The sequence below is a fragment of the Phaeobacter sp. S60 genome, assembly GCF_000826845.1.
In the GTDB taxonomy this organism is placed as follows: Bacteria; Pseudomonadota; Alphaproteobacteria; order Rhodobacterales; family Rhodobacteraceae; genus Phaeobacter; species Phaeobacter piscinae.
In genome coordinates this window covers 1-17018 of the sequence record NZ_JSWJ01000011.1, presented here as the reverse complement: position 1 = coordinate 17018, position 17018 = coordinate 1, and the positions used below count along the sequence as shown (strand labels likewise).

Annotated in this window: 21 protein-coding genes and 2 tRNA genes; 10 read left to right on the top strand and 13 right to left on the bottom strand. The window is 59.2% G+C overall.

Annotated features, from left to right (window positions below; genetic code table 11):
* Nucleotides 1-285: 285 nt before the first annotated feature.
* Nucleotides 286-648, bottom strand: a complete 363-nt coding sequence (locus tag OO25_RS10030) for an SUF system Fe-S cluster assembly protein (protein ID WP_040170574.1) — start codon at nt 646-648, stop codon at nt 286-288.
* 235 nt (nt 649-883) lie between these two features.
* Here OO25_RS10030 and OO25_RS10025 point away from each other — a divergent pair, with 235 nt between their 5' ends.
* Together OO25_RS10025 and OO25_RS10020 are read left to right on the top strand one after the other, a co-directional pair.
* On the top strand, nt 884-2095 hold the full coding sequence (locus OO25_RS10025; protein ID WP_040179938.1) for a GTP-binding protein: 1212 nt from the start codon (nt 884-886) through the stop codon (nt 2093-2095).
* A complete protein-coding gene (locus tag OO25_RS10020; protein WP_040179936.1) occupies nt 2092-2766 on the top strand; it encodes a DUF1826 domain-containing protein in 675 nt (224 codons plus the stop codon). The genes OO25_RS10025 and OO25_RS10020 overlap by 4 nt, the downstream gene beginning before the upstream one ends.
* A gap of 92 nt (nt 2767-2858) precedes the next feature.
* On the opposite strand, the gene OO25_RS10015 is transcribed toward OO25_RS10020, so the two are convergent.
* Entirely contained in the window at nt 2859-3137 is a 279-nt protein-coding gene (locus OO25_RS10015; RefSeq protein ID WP_040170575.1) for an NfeD family protein, read from the bottom strand.
* Nucleotides 3134-4027 carry an SPFH domain-containing protein gene (locus tag OO25_RS10010; RefSeq protein WP_040179935.1) on the bottom strand — a complete coding sequence of 298 codons (894 nt, stop codon included), beginning with the start codon at nt 4025-4027 and terminating at the stop codon, nt 3134-3136. The genes OO25_RS10015 and OO25_RS10010 overlap by 4 nt, the downstream gene beginning before the upstream one ends.
* Nucleotides 4028-4390: 363 nt before the next feature.
* Here OO25_RS10010 and tgt point away from each other — a divergent pair, with 363 nt between their 5' ends.
* The 3 genes from tgt to lon all read left to right on the top strand — a co-directional run bounded on the left by tgt (nt 4391) and on the right by lon (nt 8555).
* Complete coding sequence (tgt, locus tag OO25_RS10005) at nt 4391-5521, top strand: tRNA guanosine(34) transglycosylase Tgt (protein ID WP_040179934.1); 1131 nt, start codon at nt 4391-4393, stop codon at nt 5519-5521.
* 173 nt (nt 5522-5694) lie between these two features.
* A complete protein-coding gene (locus tag OO25_RS22955; RefSeq protein ID WP_158524466.1) occupies nt 5695-5847 on the top strand; it encodes a hypothetical protein in 153 nt (50 codons plus the stop codon).
* 293 nt (nt 5848-6140) lie between these two features.
* Nucleotides 6141-8555, top strand: coding sequence for an endopeptidase La (lon, locus tag OO25_RS09995; protein ID WP_040179932.1), 2415 nt, complete (start codon nt 6141-6143; stop codon nt 8553-8555).
* Between the two features lie 184 nt (nt 8556-8739).
* On the opposite strand, the gene OO25_RS22545 is transcribed toward lon, so the two are convergent.
* Both OO25_RS22545 and OO25_RS09990 read right to left on the bottom strand, forming a co-directional pair.
* Nucleotides 8740-9141, bottom strand: a complete 402-nt coding sequence (locus OO25_RS22545; protein ID WP_082035042.1) for a GFA family protein — start codon at nt 9139-9141, stop codon at nt 8740-8742.
* 42 nt (nt 9142-9183) lie between these two features.
* Nucleotides 9184-9540 (bottom strand): cupin domain-containing protein, encoded by a 357-nt coding sequence (locus OO25_RS09990; protein ID WP_040179931.1) that lies wholly within the window; start codon nt 9538-9540, stop codon nt 9184-9186.
* Nucleotides 9541-9640: 100 nt separating this feature from the next.
* On the opposite strand from OO25_RS09990, the gene OO25_RS09985 reads away from it, so the two are divergent.
* Complete coding sequence (locus OO25_RS09985) at nt 9641-10492, top strand: AraC family transcriptional regulator (protein ID WP_040179930.1); 852 nt, start codon at nt 9641-9643, stop codon at nt 10490-10492.
* Between the two features lie 430 nt (nt 10493-10922).
* On the opposite strand, the gene OO25_RS09980 is transcribed toward OO25_RS09985, so the two are convergent.
* From OO25_RS09980 to OO25_RS09970, 3 genes are all read right to left on the bottom strand, one after another.
* Entirely contained in the window at nt 10923-11147 is a 225-nt protein-coding gene (locus tag OO25_RS09980; protein WP_123580064.1) for a hypothetical protein, read from the bottom strand.
* A gap of 327 nt (nt 11148-11474) precedes the next feature.
* The gene (locus OO25_RS09975; protein WP_040170584.1) at nt 11475-11747 is read right to left on the bottom strand and encodes a YrhK family protein; all 273 of its coding nucleotides are present in this window, start codon (nt 11745-11747) and stop codon (nt 11475-11477) included.
* A gap of 246 nt (nt 11748-11993) precedes the next feature.
* Nucleotides 11994-13049: a Glu/Leu/Phe/Val dehydrogenase dimerization domain-containing protein gene (locus tag OO25_RS09970; protein WP_040170585.1), complete on the bottom strand. Its 1056-nt coding sequence runs from the start codon at nt 13047-13049 to the stop codon at nt 11994-11996.
* 129 nt (nt 13050-13178) lie between these two features.
* Here OO25_RS09970 and OO25_RS09965 point away from each other — a divergent pair, with 129 nt between their 5' ends.
* The 4 genes from OO25_RS09965 (at nt 13179) to OO25_RS09950 (ending at nt 14686) form a co-directional block, all read left to right on the top strand.
* Nucleotides 13179-13634, top strand: a complete 456-nt coding sequence (locus OO25_RS09965; RefSeq protein ID WP_040170586.1) for an Lrp/AsnC family transcriptional regulator — start codon at nt 13179-13181, stop codon at nt 13632-13634.
* Nucleotides 13635-13755: 121 nt separating this feature from the next.
* Nucleotides 13756-13830 (top strand) — tRNA-Val (locus OO25_RS09960).
* 133 nt (nt 13831-13963) lie between these two features.
* Nucleotides 13964-14533, top strand: a complete 570-nt coding sequence (locus OO25_RS09955; RefSeq protein WP_040170588.1) for a histidine phosphatase family protein — start codon at nt 13964-13966, stop codon at nt 14531-14533.
* Between the two features lie 77 nt (nt 14534-14610).
* Nucleotides 14611-14686 (top strand) — tRNA-Val (locus OO25_RS09950).
* A 74-nt stretch (nt 14687-14760) separates the two neighbouring features.
* Here OO25_RS09950 and OO25_RS09945 read toward each other — a convergent pair.
* From OO25_RS09945 to OO25_RS09930, 5 genes are read right to left on the bottom strand one after another with little or no spacing between them, the layout of a single operon-like run.
* Nucleotides 14761-15762, bottom strand: a complete 1002-nt coding sequence (locus tag OO25_RS09945; protein ID WP_369808859.1) for a tyrosine-type recombinase/integrase — start codon at nt 15760-15762, stop codon at nt 14761-14763.
* The gene (locus tag OO25_RS23440; protein WP_369808858.1) at nt 15648-15902 is read right to left on the bottom strand and encodes a helix-turn-helix domain-containing protein; all 255 of its coding nucleotides are present in this window, start codon (nt 15900-15902) and stop codon (nt 15648-15650) included. The genes OO25_RS09945 and OO25_RS23440 overlap by 115 nt, the downstream gene beginning before the upstream one ends.
* Nucleotides 15903-15935: 33 nt before the next feature.
* Nucleotides 15936-16217, bottom strand: a complete 282-nt coding sequence (locus tag OO25_RS09940) for a hypothetical protein (protein WP_040179926.1) — start codon at nt 16215-16217, stop codon at nt 15936-15938.
* Nucleotides 16214-16579, bottom strand: coding sequence for a hypothetical protein (locus OO25_RS09935; RefSeq protein WP_040179925.1), 366 nt, complete (start codon nt 16577-16579; stop codon nt 16214-16216). Before OO25_RS09935 ends, OO25_RS09940 begins: the two co-directional genes overlap by 4 nt.
* The gene (locus OO25_RS09930) at nt 16563-16859 is read right to left on the bottom strand and encodes a hypothetical protein (protein WP_040179924.1); all 297 of its coding nucleotides are present in this window, start codon (nt 16857-16859) and stop codon (nt 16563-16565) included. Before OO25_RS09930 ends, OO25_RS09935 begins: the two co-directional genes overlap by 17 nt.
* Between the last annotated feature and the right edge of the window lie 159 nt (nt 16860-17018).

The window sequence follows — 17018 nt, the reverse complement described above, 5'->3', positions numbered from 1 at the left end:
GGGCGCACCAAGAGCGGCTGCGGATCCCCCGCAGCGGTTTATATCTCGGATGTTACGGGGGCTTGTCTCTCCGGGGCAAGAGGGGGCGCGCGGTTTGAGACGGCCGGGCGCGACGTCAGCCTGCGTACGGTCCCGTTTAGGCTGCGCGCGCCCGGTGACTGTGCCTGTGCCTGCACTGTGCAGCGGGTCACGAAAAACGCGGCAGGCGAGGGGCCGTGCCGCGTTTTTTCTGGTGGAACAGGATCGGGTCAGGCGAGGGTCAGGCCCCGCCATCCGCAGATGCCGCTACATGAAGCCCAGTTCGAGCCGCGCCTCATCCGACATCATGTCCATGCCCCAGGGTGGCTCCCAGGTGAGTTCGACATCGACGCTTTTGACGCCGGGGACGGGAGAGACGGCATCGACGATCCAGCCCGGCATCTCACCGGCGACCGGGCAGCCGGGGGCAGTGAGCGTCATGATGATCTTCACATCATTTTCCGCCGTGATGTCGATGGTGTAGATCAGGCCCAGCTCATAGATATTCACAGGGATTTCAGGGTCATAAACAGACCGGCACGCGTCCACCACCGGCTCGTACAGCTCATGGCTGACAGAGGAGGGGGCGATCAGCGGTGTGCCTTCCAATGGTTCGGATGCGTTGGTCATTAAGGGCCTCGGTTCGTTTCCTGACTGTTTATATAGGGAAGCCGGGCGCGAGGGTCCAGTGGCGGATCGCACGCGGTTTGTGATCAAGCGTCGCAGGCGTGGCGAGGGATCTTGCAGCAAGATAGTGAAATGTTATATCGTAACATGTTTTGCGACTCACGAGGGATCGACCTGCTGACGGTGTCAGCGGCGTTCTCCTCCGTCGCGCTGTGCATCAGACTGGGTATCTATTTCGATGAAAGATAATCGCCTTCCTGTAACGGTTCTGTCCGGGTTTCTCGGAGCCGGAAAAACGACGTTGCTCAATCGTATTCTGAACAATCGCGACGGGCGCCGGGTCGCCGTAATCGTGAATGATATGTCGGAGATCAATATTGATGCGGATCTGGTGCGCGCGCATACAGAGCTGAGCCGCACCGATGAAACACTGGTGGAGATGTCCAATGGCTGTATCTGCTGCACCCTGCGTGATGACCTGCTGGCGGAAGTGCGGCGTCTGGCGGCGGAGGGGCGGTTTGACTATCTGTTGATCGAGTCCACCGGCATCTCCGAGTCGCTGCCGGTTGCCGCAACCTTTGAGTTTCGCGATGAGGCGGGCGAGAGCCTCTCGGACGTGGCGCGGCTTGATACGATGGTGACGGTGGTGGATGCGGTCAACCTGCGCCGAAACTTCTCCTCCCATGATTTCCTTGCGGATCGGGGAGAGACGCTGGGCGAGGAAGATGAGCGCACGCTGGTGCATCTGCTGACCGATCAGATCGAATTTGCCGATGTGGTGATCATGAACAAGGTGGCGGACGCAGGCCCGGATGAGGCCGATGCAGCGCGCAAGATCATTCGCAGCCTGAATGCCGATGCCGAAATCATCGATGCCAATCATAGTGATGTCACGGCAGAGAAAATTTTGGATACCGGCTTGTTCGACTTTGAACAGGCGCATGAACACCCGATGTGGGCCAAGGAACTTTACGGGTTTGCCGATCACGTACCGGAGAGCGAGGAATATGGCGTCGCGTCATATGTATACCGGGCACGGCAACCCTTTGTACCGGAGCGGATATTAGCGCTGCTGAATGGGGATTTGCCGGGGGTGATCCGGGCCAAGGGGCATTTCTGGATCTCCACCCGGCCGGATTGGGTGGCGGAGTTTTCGCTGGCCGGGGCTTTGTCCAGTGTCAAACCGCTCGGCACCTGGTGGGCCTTGGTCCCGGTGGAGCGGCACCCAACCCATGAGCAGGGGCGTGCCTACATAAAAGCCCATTGGCAAGAGCCTTGGGGGGATCGCCGTCAGGAGTTGGTGTTCATCGGATCCGGTATCGATTGGGCCGGGCTGAAGGCACAGCTGGATGGATGCCTTGTGCCCGCGGAGGTGGCCACAGGCCGCGATCAACTGCCCGACTATACGGATCCTTTTCCCATCTGGCGGCAGCCGGAGGCTGCGGCGTGAGGGCGCTTCGCAAGAGCGCCCCGGACGTAGCGCTGCACTGCGATCTGACACGGGATGACACCGGGCTGCGGCGGTTTCTGGACCCGGATTGCGCCGCGCTGATCTGGCAGCGGGAGGCGCCCGCCAATGTGCAGCATTGGCTTGACCGGGTTGACCCGGATCGACTGCCCCGCGGGCGTGTCATCGTTCAGCCAGATATGGTGGCGCGGGTCTTTGCGGAGGTCTGCGCCATGTCCCGCCTGCCACAGGGGCCGGAACAGGACTGGCTTCAGGCGGATGTCACACGGCTGGCTGGCGCGTTTTCATCGTTGATGGATACCAGATATCTGCGGTTCCGGCTGGATGTGGTGACCACAAACGCCTGCCGCAAGTTCCATGTCGATGCCATCGCGGCCCGATTGGTCTGCACCTACCGGGGCACCGGAACCCAGCTGGGGGTGTCTCACCAGGGCGAGGCCCCGGCCCATGTTCAGACGGTTGCGACCGGATCCCCCCTGCTGCTGCGCGGCACCCGCTGGCCTGCGCAACCGGCGTCTGGGCTTCTGCACCGGTCTCCGCCGATTGAAGGCAGCGGTGAAACCCGTCTGGTGCTGGTGTTGGATCCGGTGACCGACCCGGAGGAGGAGGTGGACAACCATCTGGCTGCGCCCGCCGGGGTGCCGCTGCACTAGCGAGGTGCCTGTCTGTTGTGTGTTCAAAAACGCAAAGGATCTGACCACCCAAGTCGACACCCCCGCCCGACGTCTATCGGGCGGGGATTTGCTCAGTCGTTGATATCGCGGTCGAAGTGTTTCACCTGGCCTTTTGGTCCCTTGAAGAAGTGGCGAAGGACCAGCCAGGCGATCAGGGAGAGGGTGGCGTAAATCAACAGGAGCACGGGCAGGGTAATGCTGCCTGCTGGCGCAAAGGCGAGGAGCACCCCAACCACCACAGCGCCGAGGGCAAAGCCGAGGAACATGAACCCCGGCGCCAGGATCTCGACAATGGCGAGGCCGATCGCGATCGCGATCCAGACCCACCAGACCGAGAGCAGGGCGGTCATTTGCCGACACCTTTCAGCATGTTGAAGGCATTGCCAAAGGCCTCAAGCGCGTTGGCAGGGACCAATATGGTCTGTTTGCCGTCGCCGGACCCAAGGGTGTTGAGCGCCTCCACCTGTTTCAGAGCAACCTGATACTGCGCGGCCTCCAGCCCGTTTTCGGCGATCGCCTTGGCGACGACCTCGGTGGCGTAGGCTTCTGCGTCGGCCTGAATGCGGCGCGCCTTGGCGGTTTGTTCGGCGGCGTAGAGTTCGGCGTCAGCGGCCAGCTCAACAGAGCGTTTCTGACCCTCGGCCTCGGTCACCTGGGCGCGGCGGGCGCGTTCGGCATTGAGCTGCTGCAACATGGCATCGCGGGTCGCCTGATCGAGGTTCACGTCGAGGATCTCGGCGCGCGTCACCTCAATGCCCCAATCATCCACGGCGCTTTCGACGCTGTTCTGGATCTGACCGATCAGCTGGGATCGGTTGGACTGCACCTCATCCAGATCCATCTTGCCGATCTCGGCCCGCACGATGCCGGCCACGGTGGTGGCAATGGCGCCGTCCACGTCCCGGATCCGGTAGACGGTCTTCTCCGGCTCAAGGATGCGATAAAATACGGAGGTGTCGATCTGCACCAGCACGTTGTCCTTGGTGATGGCGTCCTGGCTGGCATTGGGCAGCTGACGTTCCAGAATGGAGACCTTATGGGCCACGGAATCCAGAAGCGGCACGATGAAATTGATCCCCGGCCCAAGCACCGCATGCAGGCGGCCAAAGCGTTCGACCACATATTTCTCGGACTGCGGCACGATACGGATGCCCTTGAAGATCAGGATGATCAGGAAAATCGCGCCAAGAATGTAGATGATGTTCTGCGTCAGAAGGCTGAGCAGGAGTTCTTCGGTCATTTTGCCTCACAATATCATTTGTATACTATGGTATTCATTTGAGGGCTGCCATCGCGGGTTTCAAGGTCGAGGCCGCCGCCAGTCCTGTCTTCTATGGCGTTTGCGGGGCTGGCAGGCAAGGGAAGAGAGACGGGGAACCTGTCAGGACCGGACGCATTATGAGGCGCTGAGGCTGAGTTGGGGCGCTTTGGTCTTTGGTTGGCCTGCGGCCATACAGGGTTGAAAACCGGGGCGGGATCGGGCACATGCGGCAGGTTCTGTTGATCCGGTTGCGGACGGCAGGGAGACCGGGGTCAGGTGATCCCGTCGGACATGGACCTGCTGCGGCGGGCCCCCGCATAAAACAGCCCCGAGGAAGATATCATGGCGCCGAAAATCTCATTCGACCTGAAAGCCACCGATGGCAAGGCCCGCACCGGGGTGATCAATACACCGCGCGGGGAGATCCGCACGCCTGCCTTCATGCCGGTTGGCACGGCCGCAACCGTAAAGGCGATGATGCCGGAGAGCGTGCGTGCGACCGGGGCGGATATCCTCTTGGGCAACACCTATCATCTGATGCTGCGCCCGACGGCTGAGCGGATCGACCGTTTGGGCGGGTTGCACAAGTTCATGAATTGGGAGCGACCGATCCTGACGGACAGTGGCGGGTTTCAGGTGATGTCGCTGGCAGGTCTGCGCAAGCTGACCGAGAAGGGCGTGACCTTCAAAAGCCATGTGGATGGCTCCAAACACGAGCTGACGCCAGAGCGGTCGATGGAGATCCAGAAGCTGCTGGGATCTGACATTGTGATGTGTTTTGACGAATGCCCGGCGCTGCCTGCGGACCGCGACCGGATTGCTGAATCGATGCGCCTGTCGATGCGCTGGGCCGAGCGCAGCCGCGAGGCCTTTGGCGACCGGCCCGGTCATGCGCTGTTTGGCATTATGCAGGGCGGGCTTGAGCAGGATCTGCGCGAAGAAAGCGCCGAGGCGCTGACCAAGATCGGGTTCGAGGGCTATGCGGTGGGCGGCCTTGCGGTCGGTGAGGGGCAGGAGGCGATGTTTGATTGCCTTGATTATGCCCCCGGTTTCCTTCCCGAGGATAAGCCGCGCTACCTGATGGGCGTGGGCAAGCCCGATGATATCGTTGGCGCGGTGGCCCGTGGCATCGACATGATGGACTGCGTGTTGCCGTCGCGCTCTGGTCGGACGGGGCAGGCGTTCACCCGCTACGGTGTGGTGAATATCAAAAACGCCCGCCATCAGGATGACCCGCGCCCCTTGGATGAGAATTGCACCTGCCCAGCGTGCAGCAACTATTCCCGCGCCTATCTGCACCATGTGTTCCGCTCCAACGAGATGATCTCCGGCATGCTGCTGACCTGGCACAACCTGCATTACTTCCAGGAGATCATGGGCGGTATGCGCGACGCGATCGCAGCGGGGACGTTTGAGGCCTGGCAGAAGGATTTTCACGACACCCGCGCGCAAGGCGATATCGAGCGGTTGTGATTTGAGGTGGAGGGGCGCGTGTCGGAGTTTGCTTGTGTTCCCTCTGTGTTGTGTCCGTGTTGTCGAAAACTTGAGCGAATGTTCATCGGCGGGGCCCGCCCTGAACACCTTTGCGCCACAAATCAGCAGTGAACTGCGAGGCAGGCATATAACGACCCAAGTGGAGAGATCCGATGAATGACACCGCTTCGACTGGACTGGCGCATTGCTCGCTGATGATTTTACTGGCCACGGGGGTGGCGATTTTTGCGCTGATGGATGACCGCTCGGATCAGGTGGCGCGCGGCGGTAGTCTGGGCCATCTGAGTGTCACGGCCATCGACTAGCACTGCAGCGGAACGTGGTGTGGATGTCCCTTGACCGATGGCATTTAGGGCAGATCTGTTAACAGACTTTGTGAATGGGCGGCCTCGCGGGGTCGCCTTTCATCATTTGGTATCCTTGTGCCCATTTGCGCCCTTGTGGTCCGGACGCGCTGCGGGCAATGTGATCCCAAACATTGAGGCACGGCGGTTGAAATCCTTCTCCTGCTGCACCAGATAAAAAAGCCAATGAGGAGACGCACCAAAGCTGCCGGTTGATCGGGGCGGGGGCGTCTTGCCAAATCGAAGGACCGAGTATGCAAGAGCCACTCAATTCATCCTACCCCGTCCTGCCGCTGCGCGACATCGTTGTGTTCCCGCATATGATCGTGCCGCTGTTTGTCGGGCGGGACAAATCGGTGCGTGCCCTGGAAGAGGTGATGACTGACGACAAGCAGATCCTGCTGTCCAGTCAGATTGACCCGGCAGAGGATGATCCACAATCCGACGGTATCTACAATGTTGGCGTGCTGGCCAATGTGCTGCAGTTGCTGAAGCTGCCCGACGGCACTGTGAAGGTGCTGGTCGAAGGCCACGCGCGGGTGAAGATCACCGAATATCTGGAAAACGACAATTTCTTTGAGGCGCGCGCAGAGTATCTGACCGAGATGCCCGGCGATGTGACCACCGTTGAGGCACTGCTGCGCACTGTCGGCGATGAGTTCGAGCGCTATGCGAAGGTCCGCAAGAACATCCCGGAAGAGGCGCTGAGCGCCGTTGGCGAGACCACGGAACCGGCCAAGCTGGCCGATCTGGTCGCCGGTCATCTGGGTATTGAGGTCGACAATAAGCAGGACCTGCTGGAGACTCTGTCGGTCAGCCAACGCCTTGAAAAGGTCTATGGCCTGATGCAGGGTGAGCTGTCGGTGTTGCAGGTCGAGAAGAAGATCAAGACCCGCGTCAAGACGCAGATGGAAAAGACCCAGCGCGAATATTACCTGAATGAGCAGATGAAGGCCATTCAGAAGGAGTTGGGCGACAGTGAGGACGGCTCTAACGAGGTCGCCGAGCTGGAAGCGAAGATCGCTGAAACCAAACTCTCCAAAGAGGCGCGCGAAAAGGCCGAAGGTGAGCTGAAGAAGCTCAAAAACATGTCGCCGATGTCGGCCGAGGCCACAGTTGTGCGCAACTACCTCGACTGGATTCTGGCGCTGCCCTGGGGCACCAAATCGCGCGTCAAGAAAGACCTGAGCCGGGCCCAGGACATTCTGGACGCCGATCACTACGGTCTCGAGAAGGTCAAGGAGCGCATTGTCGAATATCTCGCGGTGCAGCAGCGCTCGGCCAAGCTGAAAGGCCCGATCCTGTGCCTCGTTGGCCCTCCGGGTGTTGGTAAGACCTCGCTTGGTAAATCCGTCGCCAAGGCAACCGGTCGTGAGTTTATCCGCATCTCCCTTGGGGGTGTGCGCGATGAGAGCGAGATCCGCGGCCACCGCCGGACCTACATCGGCTCCATGCCCGGTAAGATCATTCAGGCGCTGAAGAAGGCGAAAACCACCAACCCGCTGATCCTGCTCGATGAAATCGACAAGATGGGGCAGGATTTCCGTGGCGATCCGGCATCGGCGATGCTGGAGGTGCTGGACCCAGAACAGAATGCGACCTTCATGGACCACTACCTTGAAGTGGAATATGACCTGTCGAATGTGATGTTCCTGACCACCTCGAACAGCTACAACATGCCGGGGCCGCTTCTGGACCGAATGGAGATCATTCCGCTGTCGGGTTATACCGAGGACGAGAAGCGCGAGATCGCAAAGCAGCACCTGATTTCAAAGCAGGTGAAGAACCATGGCCTGAAAGCCAAGGAGTTCGAGCTGACCGATGAGGCGCTGACCGAGATCATCCGCACCTATACCCGTGAGGCGGGCGTGCGGAACCTGGAGCGTGAAATCGCCAAAGTGGCGCGGAAATCGCTGACCAAGATCGTGAAGAAAGAGGCGGAGACCGTATCTGTCACAGGCGATAATCTGGATGATTTCCTTGGTGTTGCGAAGTTTCGCTACGGGCTCGCCGAGAAAGAGGATCAAGTCGGTGTCGTGACCGGTCTGGCCTATACATCGGTCGGCGGTGAACTGCTGAGCATCGAGGCCCTGCGCCTGCCGGGCAAAGGTCGGATGAAGACCACCGGTAAGCTGGGCGATGTGATGAAGGAGTCGATCGAGGCGGCATCCAGCTATGTGCGGTCGATCTCACCTCAACTGGGGGTGAAACCACCGAAGTTCGACAAGATCGACATCCACGTGCACGTGCCGGACGGCGCCACGCCAAAGGATGGGCCAAGCGCCGGTCTGGCCATGGTGACGGCAATTGTGTCGGTGCTGACCGGCATTCCGGTGCGCAAGGACATCGCCATGACTGGCGAAGTGACGCTGCGCGGCAACGCGACAGCCATTGGCGGCCTGAAGGAGAAACTGCTGGCGGCCCTGCGCGGTGGTATCAAGACGGTGTTGATCCCGCAGGAGAATGAGAAAGACCTGCCGGATATCCCGGACAACGTGAAAGAGGGGCTCACCATTATTCCCGTCAGCCACGTCTCCGAGGTGCTGAAACACGCGCTGACCGCCACGCCGGAGCCGGTGGAGTGGGATGAGGCGGCAGAGGAAGCCGCCGCCGCCGCCAAGGCCGCCTTGGGCGCGCCCGACGACACGGCGGGAGCCACGGCCCATTGATCGGCGCTGCGGGCGCTGCCCGTATGGTCTGACATTGGTCTGTACTCGACAATCACAAACGGGCGGCCCTGCTGGGGTCGCCCGGTTATCGTTTATATACATGTCTCAGGCTGGTGCATGTTGGATCGGCACTGCCCTGATGGCCGCTCAGAGCGCGAGCCGATGAATGTCAAATTAGCGGCAACTATCGGTTGGGCGTCATCTTGGGCGACGCGGGGAGATCAGGGTCAACGTAGTCCCAAGAGAGGGCGCTGTCGACGTAGATGGCGCGATCTGGCGGCGCCAACTCCGGATCGTCCAGTGAGGACGTACGAAGCACAACCAGCCCCTCTAGACCATCGCGCGTATGGTAGATCGCGCTCCCGCATACAGGGCAGAAGCGTCGGGTGATCCGGTTTCCGCTATCTGCCAATTTAGTGTATTCGGCTACGGCGCCTTCCAACAAAAACGCGTCGAAGGGAATGACTGTATGTGTCGCGTGCCCGGTCCCTCCGATCCTTCGGCAATCTGAACAGTAGCACTGAACAGTGGCCAGGGGATTGGAAGCAGAACTGTAGCGAACCTTGCCACAGAGACAGCCGCCCATGAAGCCGATTGCGTTTGGTGTCTTATCCATATGACGAGTGTATCATATACGAGTCTTCGGCGCAGCTTCTCGGTTCGCATCGCCGGAATTTGGTTCTCCCTTTGGTTCGATCAACAGCACCTTGACCTCGCTTGCTGCACGGGGACGATGGACGACGCCTTTGGGTACGATAAAAAGTTCACCCGCCGAAATTGTCCGCGTTGGTTCCCCTTTGATGTCCATCTGTAGCTCGCCCTCCAGTACATAAAAGAAGTCGTCCGTCGTGGCGTGTTTGTGAAATTCATACTCGCCAAGAAGCTTCACGACCATGATCTCATTGTCATTGTAATCAGCGATGACATGTGGGTCCCAATGGGTGGAAAACCTACTCAGCTTCTCTGCAAGGTTGATCGCTTTCATTGTGAATTCCTTTCCTGTTCAGTGTAGTGTGCTGCCAACGGCATTCAGGAGGTCCGATATTCACCGCGCGCAGACATCCCCTGGAGATAGATCACATGATGTGACGCCCGGTCTTGAACGATCGTGCGCGCAGGATTGGGTCTGCACTGCGCCATGGCAGGCAGGTGTTCAGCGGATTGAAGCCTATTTCTCCGGCGACGCGTATGCGCCCCATCGCCATGACACCTATTCCATCGGGTATACGATCCGAGGCGTGCAGAGGTTCGATTATCGTGGGGCGCGGTCGGACAGCTTGCCTGGGCAGGTGATCGTCTTGCATCCCGATGAAATCCATACCGGGGAGGCAGGCACCGAAGCGGGGTTTCACTACAGGATGCTGTATGTTGAACCGTCTCTGATTCGCCAAGCACTTGGAGTTGCGGGTGCGGCGCTGCCGTTTCTGCGCGAAGCGGTTCTGACTGACCCTGTGCTTGTGCGCGCAATCCATTCAGCGTTCTCTGATATGGAAAACGTCTTGGAGCCAGTAGCACTTGACGAGATATCGGCGCTCCTGGCGGATGGGCTCGTGGCAAATGATCCGTCGGCTCAGCGGGCGTCAGCCCCCCTGACTGACTTTGAAGCTGCTCAGTGTGCCCGTGAATTTATGGATGCCAATGCCTGCAGGATCATCTCGTCGGACGAACTGGAAACTGTAACCGGTCAAGGCCGTTTCGCTCTTTCTAGGCACTTCAGAAAAGCCTTTGGTACAAGCCCGTACCGGTATCAGACAATGCGTAGGCTGGATCGTGCGAAGGCTGAAATCGCAAGCGGTGGAACATTAGCCGACGTAGCGATCACGACGGGATTTAGCGATCAGGCTCATATGACTCGCCAGTTCAAGGCAAACTTCGGGATTTCACCGGGAGAGTGGAGCAAGCTCACAAGACGGGCACGGCTCCTGCCGACCAGTTAGGCACCAAACCGGTCGGCGCCCGATGACAGCTCCGTCTTAGGTTTGTGACTGCTGTTCAGCCTGAGCAGCAGCAGCGACCAATCGGACACGTAAGAAAGCGCGGGCTGTTTTGGGTCTATGGGGTTGTGGGTTGCAGCCGCGGTGTCGAAGGTTGAGAGCAGACGGTCGTGTGACGACGAGCAGTCTATGCAAGCTTAAATTCCCGACACGGCTGGATTGGATGGTTGCCCGTCGTGGGGCTACAGGCCTGATGTCGCTTGATTTGAGGAGGGGCCGCCCTGACTGGTTCGGTGCCTTGTCGCTGCGAGGCCGGTTGCGGCAAGAGTTATGGGCGATGGGCTGGTGACCGCATTTGGTGTAGGCGGCAACAGGGCCATCCAAAGCAGTGCTCCGGCAGTTCCCAACTGTTTTCTCGTGACATTGCTGCGCGCTACACTGCCGGGCAGTGAAGATCACCTTCAACTGAGGCAGGTTCAGGTGCAACACCGCGCTCTTTCATTGCCAGCTGGACCTTGCGCAGTTCCTGCGGTGTCGCGCTTCCCAGCGCAGGCCTCGCAAATCGGGTGAAATCATGCATCGCACGCAGGTAGATTGTCTGGGTCTGGGTCTGGGTCTGCGGCTGCAGATCCTTGATCCGCATATCTTCAAGAAACATATTGGCGCCGCTTGGGAACATATTGAATGGTCATCAGCCCCCTTGCCATTGGATTGAGCAACTCGCAAACGTCGGACAGATGTATCATCTCGCAAAATCCACGCCACTCACATCAGCGCGCAGCACACGCCACAACACTACCACGAGAAAGGTTTCGTCCAGCGCCCGCCTAGCCGACGTTAGTTCGGAACGCCTCCTGGCGGGTGTCTCCGCAGCCATCCAATCTGTGGCGAGTGTGGAACGGGATTTGAGTGGGCTGAGCCATACCTCTGATCGTCGGCTCTTCCGCCTCGGGTAAGCTGTGGGTGGGCCCAGGTGGTAGCCATGTTACTGCTGCGTGACATCTTCATAGTCGCCCAGCCGCAGATAGGCATATTCGCGGTAGAGTTTGATGGTCGGGCGCAGTCCGAAGAGGATCGATCCGATTAGGAACAGCCAGGTGCCGGTATAGGTCGTGGCTTCCTTAAAAAACAGCACACTGCCCACCACAAAAAGTACTGCGGCTGAGACATCGACAATGGTGTAGGCAATTTCGCAATAGGCGTAGATCTTTTTGTGCCGATCACTGCGATTGCGGTTGTCGGGGTGAAACAGGGGCATACGGTTCTCCTCGGGGTGTTCTCTGTAATGTGGTCATAAAACGTCTGAATGGCGCTTTGGTTCAACGTCTCTTTTCACCAGTGGCCCGCGGTCCAAAAAAAAGTGGACGCCCAAACCGGACGCCCACTCTGTTTGGTCTTGGGCTCCCCGATTAGGTCGGGGTCTTCCATCTGACGTCCGCTCTTTGATGGCGGAATTGAACATCAGCCCCTGCTGGAGGGGCGCGTCGAATGTAGATCAGCCGGGTCAGGCGGCTTTTGGTGCCATTTTTGCATGAACAGTAGCAATCGCCACAGCGTCGGGGCTGGTGGCATCGGCGGCGGCCTGCGTCAAGATCGCCTTCATGGTCAGTTCAAGTGCCTCCAACCGGTCCGCTACAAAGCTGTTGCGGTTGCGGATCTTCAGAATCTCTGTTGCCACATTGATGATGCCGCCGCCATTGGCCACAAAATCGGGGGCGTAGAGAATGCCGCGCTGATGCAGGGCGGTTGCGTCCTCGGAGGAGGCAAGCTGGTTATTGGCGCCACCGGCCACCAGAGCCACCTTGAGCTGCGGGATGGTGTTGCTGTTGAGGATGCCACCAATCGCGCAGGGGGCAAAGATATCTGCCTCAACGGCGTAAATCTCATCCGGCGCGACGGCTGTTGCACCGAAGGCCTCGACCGCGCGGGTGACCTGTGCTTCGTTCACATCGGTGACGATCAGCTTGGCGCCGGCCTTGTTGAGGAAGTCGCAGAGATACCAGCCCACGTGACCCAGCCCCTGAACGGAGACAACCCGATCGGTGAGGTCGATCTGCCCCGTCTTATGCTCCCATGCGGTGCGGATCGCGTTGAAGATGCCGCGCGCGGTAATGGGGGAGGGATCACCTGAGGCATATTCACCATCGGCCAGCCCGGCGACGGAGGTGGTTTCCTCGGCAAGGATCGCCATGTCAGCGGGGCTCATGCCCATATCTTCGGCGGTGATGTAGCGGCCATCCAAACTGTCGATGGCGCGGGCAAAGGCGCGCAGCAGCTCGGGCGTTTTCTGGGTCGCAGGGTCGCCAATGATCACAGCCTTGCCACCGCCAAGCGCGAGGCCGGCCGCTGCGTTCTTATAGGTCATGCCTTCGCTGAGGCGTTTGACATCGGACAGCGCGTCTTCGACGTCGGCATAGGGGCGCATCCGCAGCCCGCCCGCCGCAGGACCGAGCAACGTAGAATGCACGGCGATAAAGCCGGTAAGGCCAACCGAGGCGTCCTCGACCCGGTAGATTTCTTCATGTGTCGAGGTGGCGACGGGAGTGATTGTGGCTGTCATTTTTGGATTGCTCCTCCATTTCGCTAAAGAATACAGCTGGGGAACCGCTGGTTTCCTCCAAATTTTGACGTCTGGATTGCGAATTTTAGAGATTATCGCTAAAATGGGCCGGGGAATGAGGGGAAAGACGTGGATAACATAGACCGAAAGATACTGGCCGCTTTGCAGGAAAATGGGCGGATCAAGATTGCCGAACTGGCGGAGAAGGTCGGTCTTTCCGCAACGCCCTGTGCCCGCCGGGTTGCCAACCTTGAAGAGAGCGGGGTGATATCGGGCTACTCAGCGCGAGTGAACCAGGCGGAGGTTGGGTTGCCGGTCACCATCTTCGTCGCCGTAGAGCTGGAGCGCCAGTCCACCGAGGGGCTGCAGGCCTTTGAGGCGGCAGTGCGGCGCTTTGATCAGGTGATGGAGTGCTATCTGATGACTGGGAGCCGGGATATTCTGCTGCGCGTGGTGGCGCAGGATCTGACAGATTTTGACCGCTTTCTCGAGCATCGGTTGATGCGGGTGCCGGGGATCCGCAACACCCGCTCCAGCTTTACCCTGCGCACGATGATCTGTCGCAATGTGCTGCCGCTGGATTAGCGGTTTGGGCAGCGGCGTTGGTCTGGCGATATCATGGACAGGGCAAAAATGATGGCGCCGTTGGTTTTTTCGATCCGGCCCTCTTGCAGTGGCGCGCATCGGGCGGTATGACCGCCGACAAGGGTGATTAGCTCAGTGGTAGAGCGCTTCGTTCACATCGAAGATGTCAGGAGTTCAAATCTCTTATCACCCACCATTCCCTCTCATTCTGACGGTTTAATGTGTCTGCAGACGTGGCTGTGCTTTATTGCGCGTGCTCTTCCCTGCCTCGGAAAACCTGTCTAGATGTTGCGGCAACGCCGAAGAGCGAAGCAGCAAAGAGGGCAGGCATGGCATATCCGAAAATCTGGTTTCTGCGGCATGGGCAGACGGAATGGAATGCCGAAGGGCGCATTCAAGGCCAGCTGGAATCAAAACTCAGCCCGCTGGGGATTGAACACGCCCAACAGCAAGCCAGTCTGATGGCGCCGATTCTGGCGCAGGGACCGGCCTGTTTTGTCTCGCCGCTGGGGCGGGCACAGCAGACCGCGCAGATTGCGCTCGGCGGGCAGCCCTATACCACCGATGCGCGGCTTGCCGAGGCGCAGGCCGGCGTGTTTCAGGGCATGACTCGCGAGGAGGTGGCAGCGCAATATCCTGAAATTTATTCTGCCAATCCGTTGAATTTAGATCTGTTCTGCGCGGCACCGCAGGGCGAGGGGTTTGCGGCGTTTCAGGCCCGCATTGCCGAGTTTCTGAACGGGTTGAACGAGCCGACTGTGGTGGTGGCGCATGGGCTGTGGGGGCAGGTGCTACGCGGGCTGATCTGCGGGCTGTCGCGCGCCGAGATGGCGGCGCTGCCCAATGAACAGGGCTGTATTTATGAGTTGTCGCAGGGCGGTGAACAGGTGCTGCGCTGAGGCGAGGACTTTTTTCGCAGATTTCTGCGATTTACCTCTTGCGTCCAGCGCGGGGTTTCTCTAAATCCGCGCTCACCGGGTCGTTAGCTCAGTTGGTAGAGCGCTTCGTTTACACCGAAGATGTCGGGAGTTCGAGCCTCTCACGACCCACCATCAATCCCCTTGATATTGCTCGTAATTTGCTCTGCCAACGTTCTGTTTGCGAAGCGCGCAGCGGTTCCATGAACCTAGTTTGCCTTTCTGAAGTTCATGAAATCCAAGACCTCGGCGGCATCCTGCATCTGATCCGGAAGGAAACGGGCGTAGGTTTTAAAGGTGATCTGCACGTTGCTGTGGCCCAGGTACTGGGAAACCTTCTCAATCGGGATGCCCGCGCCAAGCAAGTGGACGGCTGCGGTATGGCGCAGCTCATGAATGGTGACATGGCCGATGCCCGCGCGCTCAATCGCGTTGGAGACGCCTTTGCGGATGCTCTTCACTGGGCCGCCAGCATACTCAATCACATAGTCGCTCAACGCGGCATCGCTCGCAGTCTGCAGGGCTGCGCGGGCGCTGGCGTTCATTGGGACAACGGCGCGGCCTTTTCTGGTGGCGCTGTCGTCTTTGCGGAGATTGATGACACCGCGATCCAGGTCGATCCGGTCCCAAGTGAGGTCAAGGATCGCCCCGACGCGCGCCGCAGTGCCCAGAAGCAAAATCAGCGCGAGGCGAATATGCGGGTCATGGGCAGCACTGATAAGTGCGCGAATCTCTTTGGCGCTCAGGATGCGCTTGTCACTTTCAGGCTTGGTGGGCCGCCATATGTGCGGCGTGGCACCCTCGATCATCCGGGCTTTCTTGCCGAAATTCAGCGCGCTCTGAAGGTGGCCCAGCTCGGTCCAGATGGTTCCTTGCTTTTTCCCGGCCTCACGGCGGTCCCGCTGGTATGCCTGGCATAGCGGCTTATCAATGTCCTCCGGTAGAAATGCGCCGAAATGCGGCAGGATCGCTTTGCCGGTAAAACTCATTGTTTTTGCCGTGGGTTTGTCACCCAGATCGGCCACGTAGGCGTCCCAGATCTGCTGGATGGTGGCGCCGCGAGGCGAGGACTTGTAGGTCTCTCGCCGGAACACCTCTATTGCCTCGGCTTCCGCGTCCTTTCTGGAGCGTGACGTAAGCTGATACCGCTTACGTTTTCCGGTTTCGGGGTCGTCCCAATAGACGCAGAGGCCGCCTCGGAGGCGTCCGATGTTGATGTTTGGCATTCGAATTCCTCAACTGCAGATTTAGGGAAGCGATACATCTTCCCGACACGAAAATGACGAATGGCGCCCTCGCGGGCAAGTTGGCGGACGCTTTCCGCCGAGCAGCCCCAGCGCTCAGCAAGCATATCCGCAGAAAGAGGGCGAGCTTGTTCCATCAGTTATCCTCCCTTCGGCGTGAAGCACCCTGCAATGCGGAATGCCTCTGTCATTTCTTTGGTCGGCTTCACGGTGCTGATTTTCTCGCCTGCGAGGTAGTACAGCCAGCGCTTGCCGTTTGATCCGCGGGCCCGTGCGATCGATCCAGCCGCCATCAGCCCGGTCATGGTCCGTGTCGCGTCAGTTTCGTCCCATAGGGTGCCGTTCAGAACCTTTTGACCCTTGGCGTTCAGGATCTGGACCCGGATCGCCCTGCGCTTGTGGTTGGGGGCCGGGTCAGTCATTGGGGGTCCAATGCTGCTTTGATGCGGGCTTCGTTGTGCTTGTTGGCCCATTCAACGGCGCGATCAAATCCGCGAATGTCTCGACAGATAACCTTGCCGTGAAACCTCACGCGGAAAAGATCGTCTCTGGTGTGAGCGACTTGGTAGCCATCCTTGTTACCCCAGTAACCATTGCGGCGCTCTGGCATATCCAACGGCTTGACCTTCACCCCATCCGCGCTTTCACGGGCTTGGCGGTAGGCGGTGAGGGCGTTACGCATGTTGCGTTCCAGATCGCCCTTGTCGCCGCATAGGTCCATGTAGGAAAGCTGCTCGTTGACAGCCTCCGCCAGCGCATCCGCTGCTTTAATCAGATCGGTCATTGGGGGTGTCCATTTGCGCGTCGTTGGGATTTGAACCGTTCTTCACTGCGATGAATTGACAACTCAATCCGACACACAGCGTGAGGCCAGAAGCCACGGTATTCATCAAGGTAGTAATCGTCACACTGGTCATCAGACCCGCGCCCGTCATTGTGATGCCAATGCATTTCGGCGCAATCAGCGTGAGCGCGCCAAGACTGCCACGAACCATCGTAAACGCCGCTTTGAAAATGGTGAACTTGGCCTTTATCAATACGGCAACCGCATACTTGGCAAGCATGGTTTTTTGCGGCCTTTGGATACTTAAATGTAAGCAGTGCGTCCCCCATCACCCTTCCCCCTCTGCGCTGGTGGACTTGAGGGCGCGTAGGCCCGCTTGGAAAACACCATCATAGAACGATGGCGGGAACGGCATTCTTCCCCGGTCCTTGTAAACATA

Bases quoted from the DNA above. Each gene is read 5' to 3' on its own strand.
- OO25_RS10010 (WP_040179935.1), bottom strand. From the start codon at position 4,027: ATGACCGAAGAACTCCTGCTCAGCCTTCTGACGCAGAACATCATCTAC.
- OO25_RS10030 (WP_040170574.1), bottom strand. From the start codon at position 648: ATGACCAACGCATCCGAACCATTGGAAGGCACACCGCTGATCGCCCCC.
- OO25_RS10025 (WP_040179938.1), top strand. From the start codon at position 884: ATGAAAGATAATCGCCTTCCTGTAACGGTTCTGTCCGGGTTTCTCGGA.
- lon (WP_040179932.1), top strand. From the start codon at position 6,141: ATGCAAGAGCCACTCAATTCATCCTACCCCGTCCTGCCGCTGCGCGAC.
- OO25_RS09955 (WP_040170588.1), top strand. From the start codon at position 13,964: ATGGCATATCCGAAAATCTGGTTTCTGCGGCATGGGCAGACGGAATGG.
- OO25_RS09930 (WP_040179924.1), bottom strand. From the start codon at position 16,859: ATGCTTGCCAAGTATGCGGTTGCCGTATTGATAAAGGCCAAGTTCACC.
- OO25_RS09980 (WP_123580064.1), bottom strand. From the start codon at position 11,147: ATGTTTCTTGAAGATATGCGGATCAAGGATCTGCAGCCGCAGACCCAG.
- OO25_RS10015 (WP_040170575.1), bottom strand. From the start codon at position 3,137: ATGACCGCCCTGCTCTCGGTCTGGTGGGTCTGGATCGCGATCGCGATC.
- OO25_RS09970 (WP_040170585.1), bottom strand. From the start codon at position 13,049: ATGACAGCCACAATCACTCCCGTCGCCACCTCGACACATGAAGAAATC.
- OO25_RS22955 (WP_158524466.1), top strand. From the start codon at position 5,695: ATGAATGACACCGCTTCGACTGGACTGGCGCATTGCTCGCTGATGATT.
- OO25_RS22545 (WP_082035042.1), bottom strand. From the start codon at position 9,141: ATGGGCGGCTGTCTCTGTGGCAAGGTTCGCTACAGTTCTGCTTCCAAT.
- OO25_RS09940 (WP_040179926.1), bottom strand. From the start codon at position 16,217: ATGACTGACCCGGCCCCCAACCACAAGCGCAGGGCGATCCGGGTCCAG.
- OO25_RS23440 (WP_369808858.1), bottom strand. From the start codon at position 15,902: ATGCTTGCTGAGCGCTGGGGCTGCTCGGCGGAAAGCGTCCGCCAACTT.
- OO25_RS09990 (WP_040179931.1), bottom strand. From the start codon at position 9,540: ATGAAAGCGATCAACCTTGCAGAGAAGCTGAGTAGGTTTTCCACCCAT.
- OO25_RS09975 (WP_040170584.1), bottom strand. From the start codon at position 11,747: ATGCCCCTGTTTCACCCCGACAACCGCAATCGCAGTGATCGGCACAAA.
- tgt (WP_040179934.1), top strand. From the start codon at position 4,391: ATGGCGCCGAAAATCTCATTCGACCTGAAAGCCACCGATGGCAAGGCC.
- OO25_RS09935 (WP_040179925.1), bottom strand. From the start codon at position 16,579: ATGACCGATCTGATTAAAGCAGCGGATGCGCTGGCGGAGGCTGTCAAC.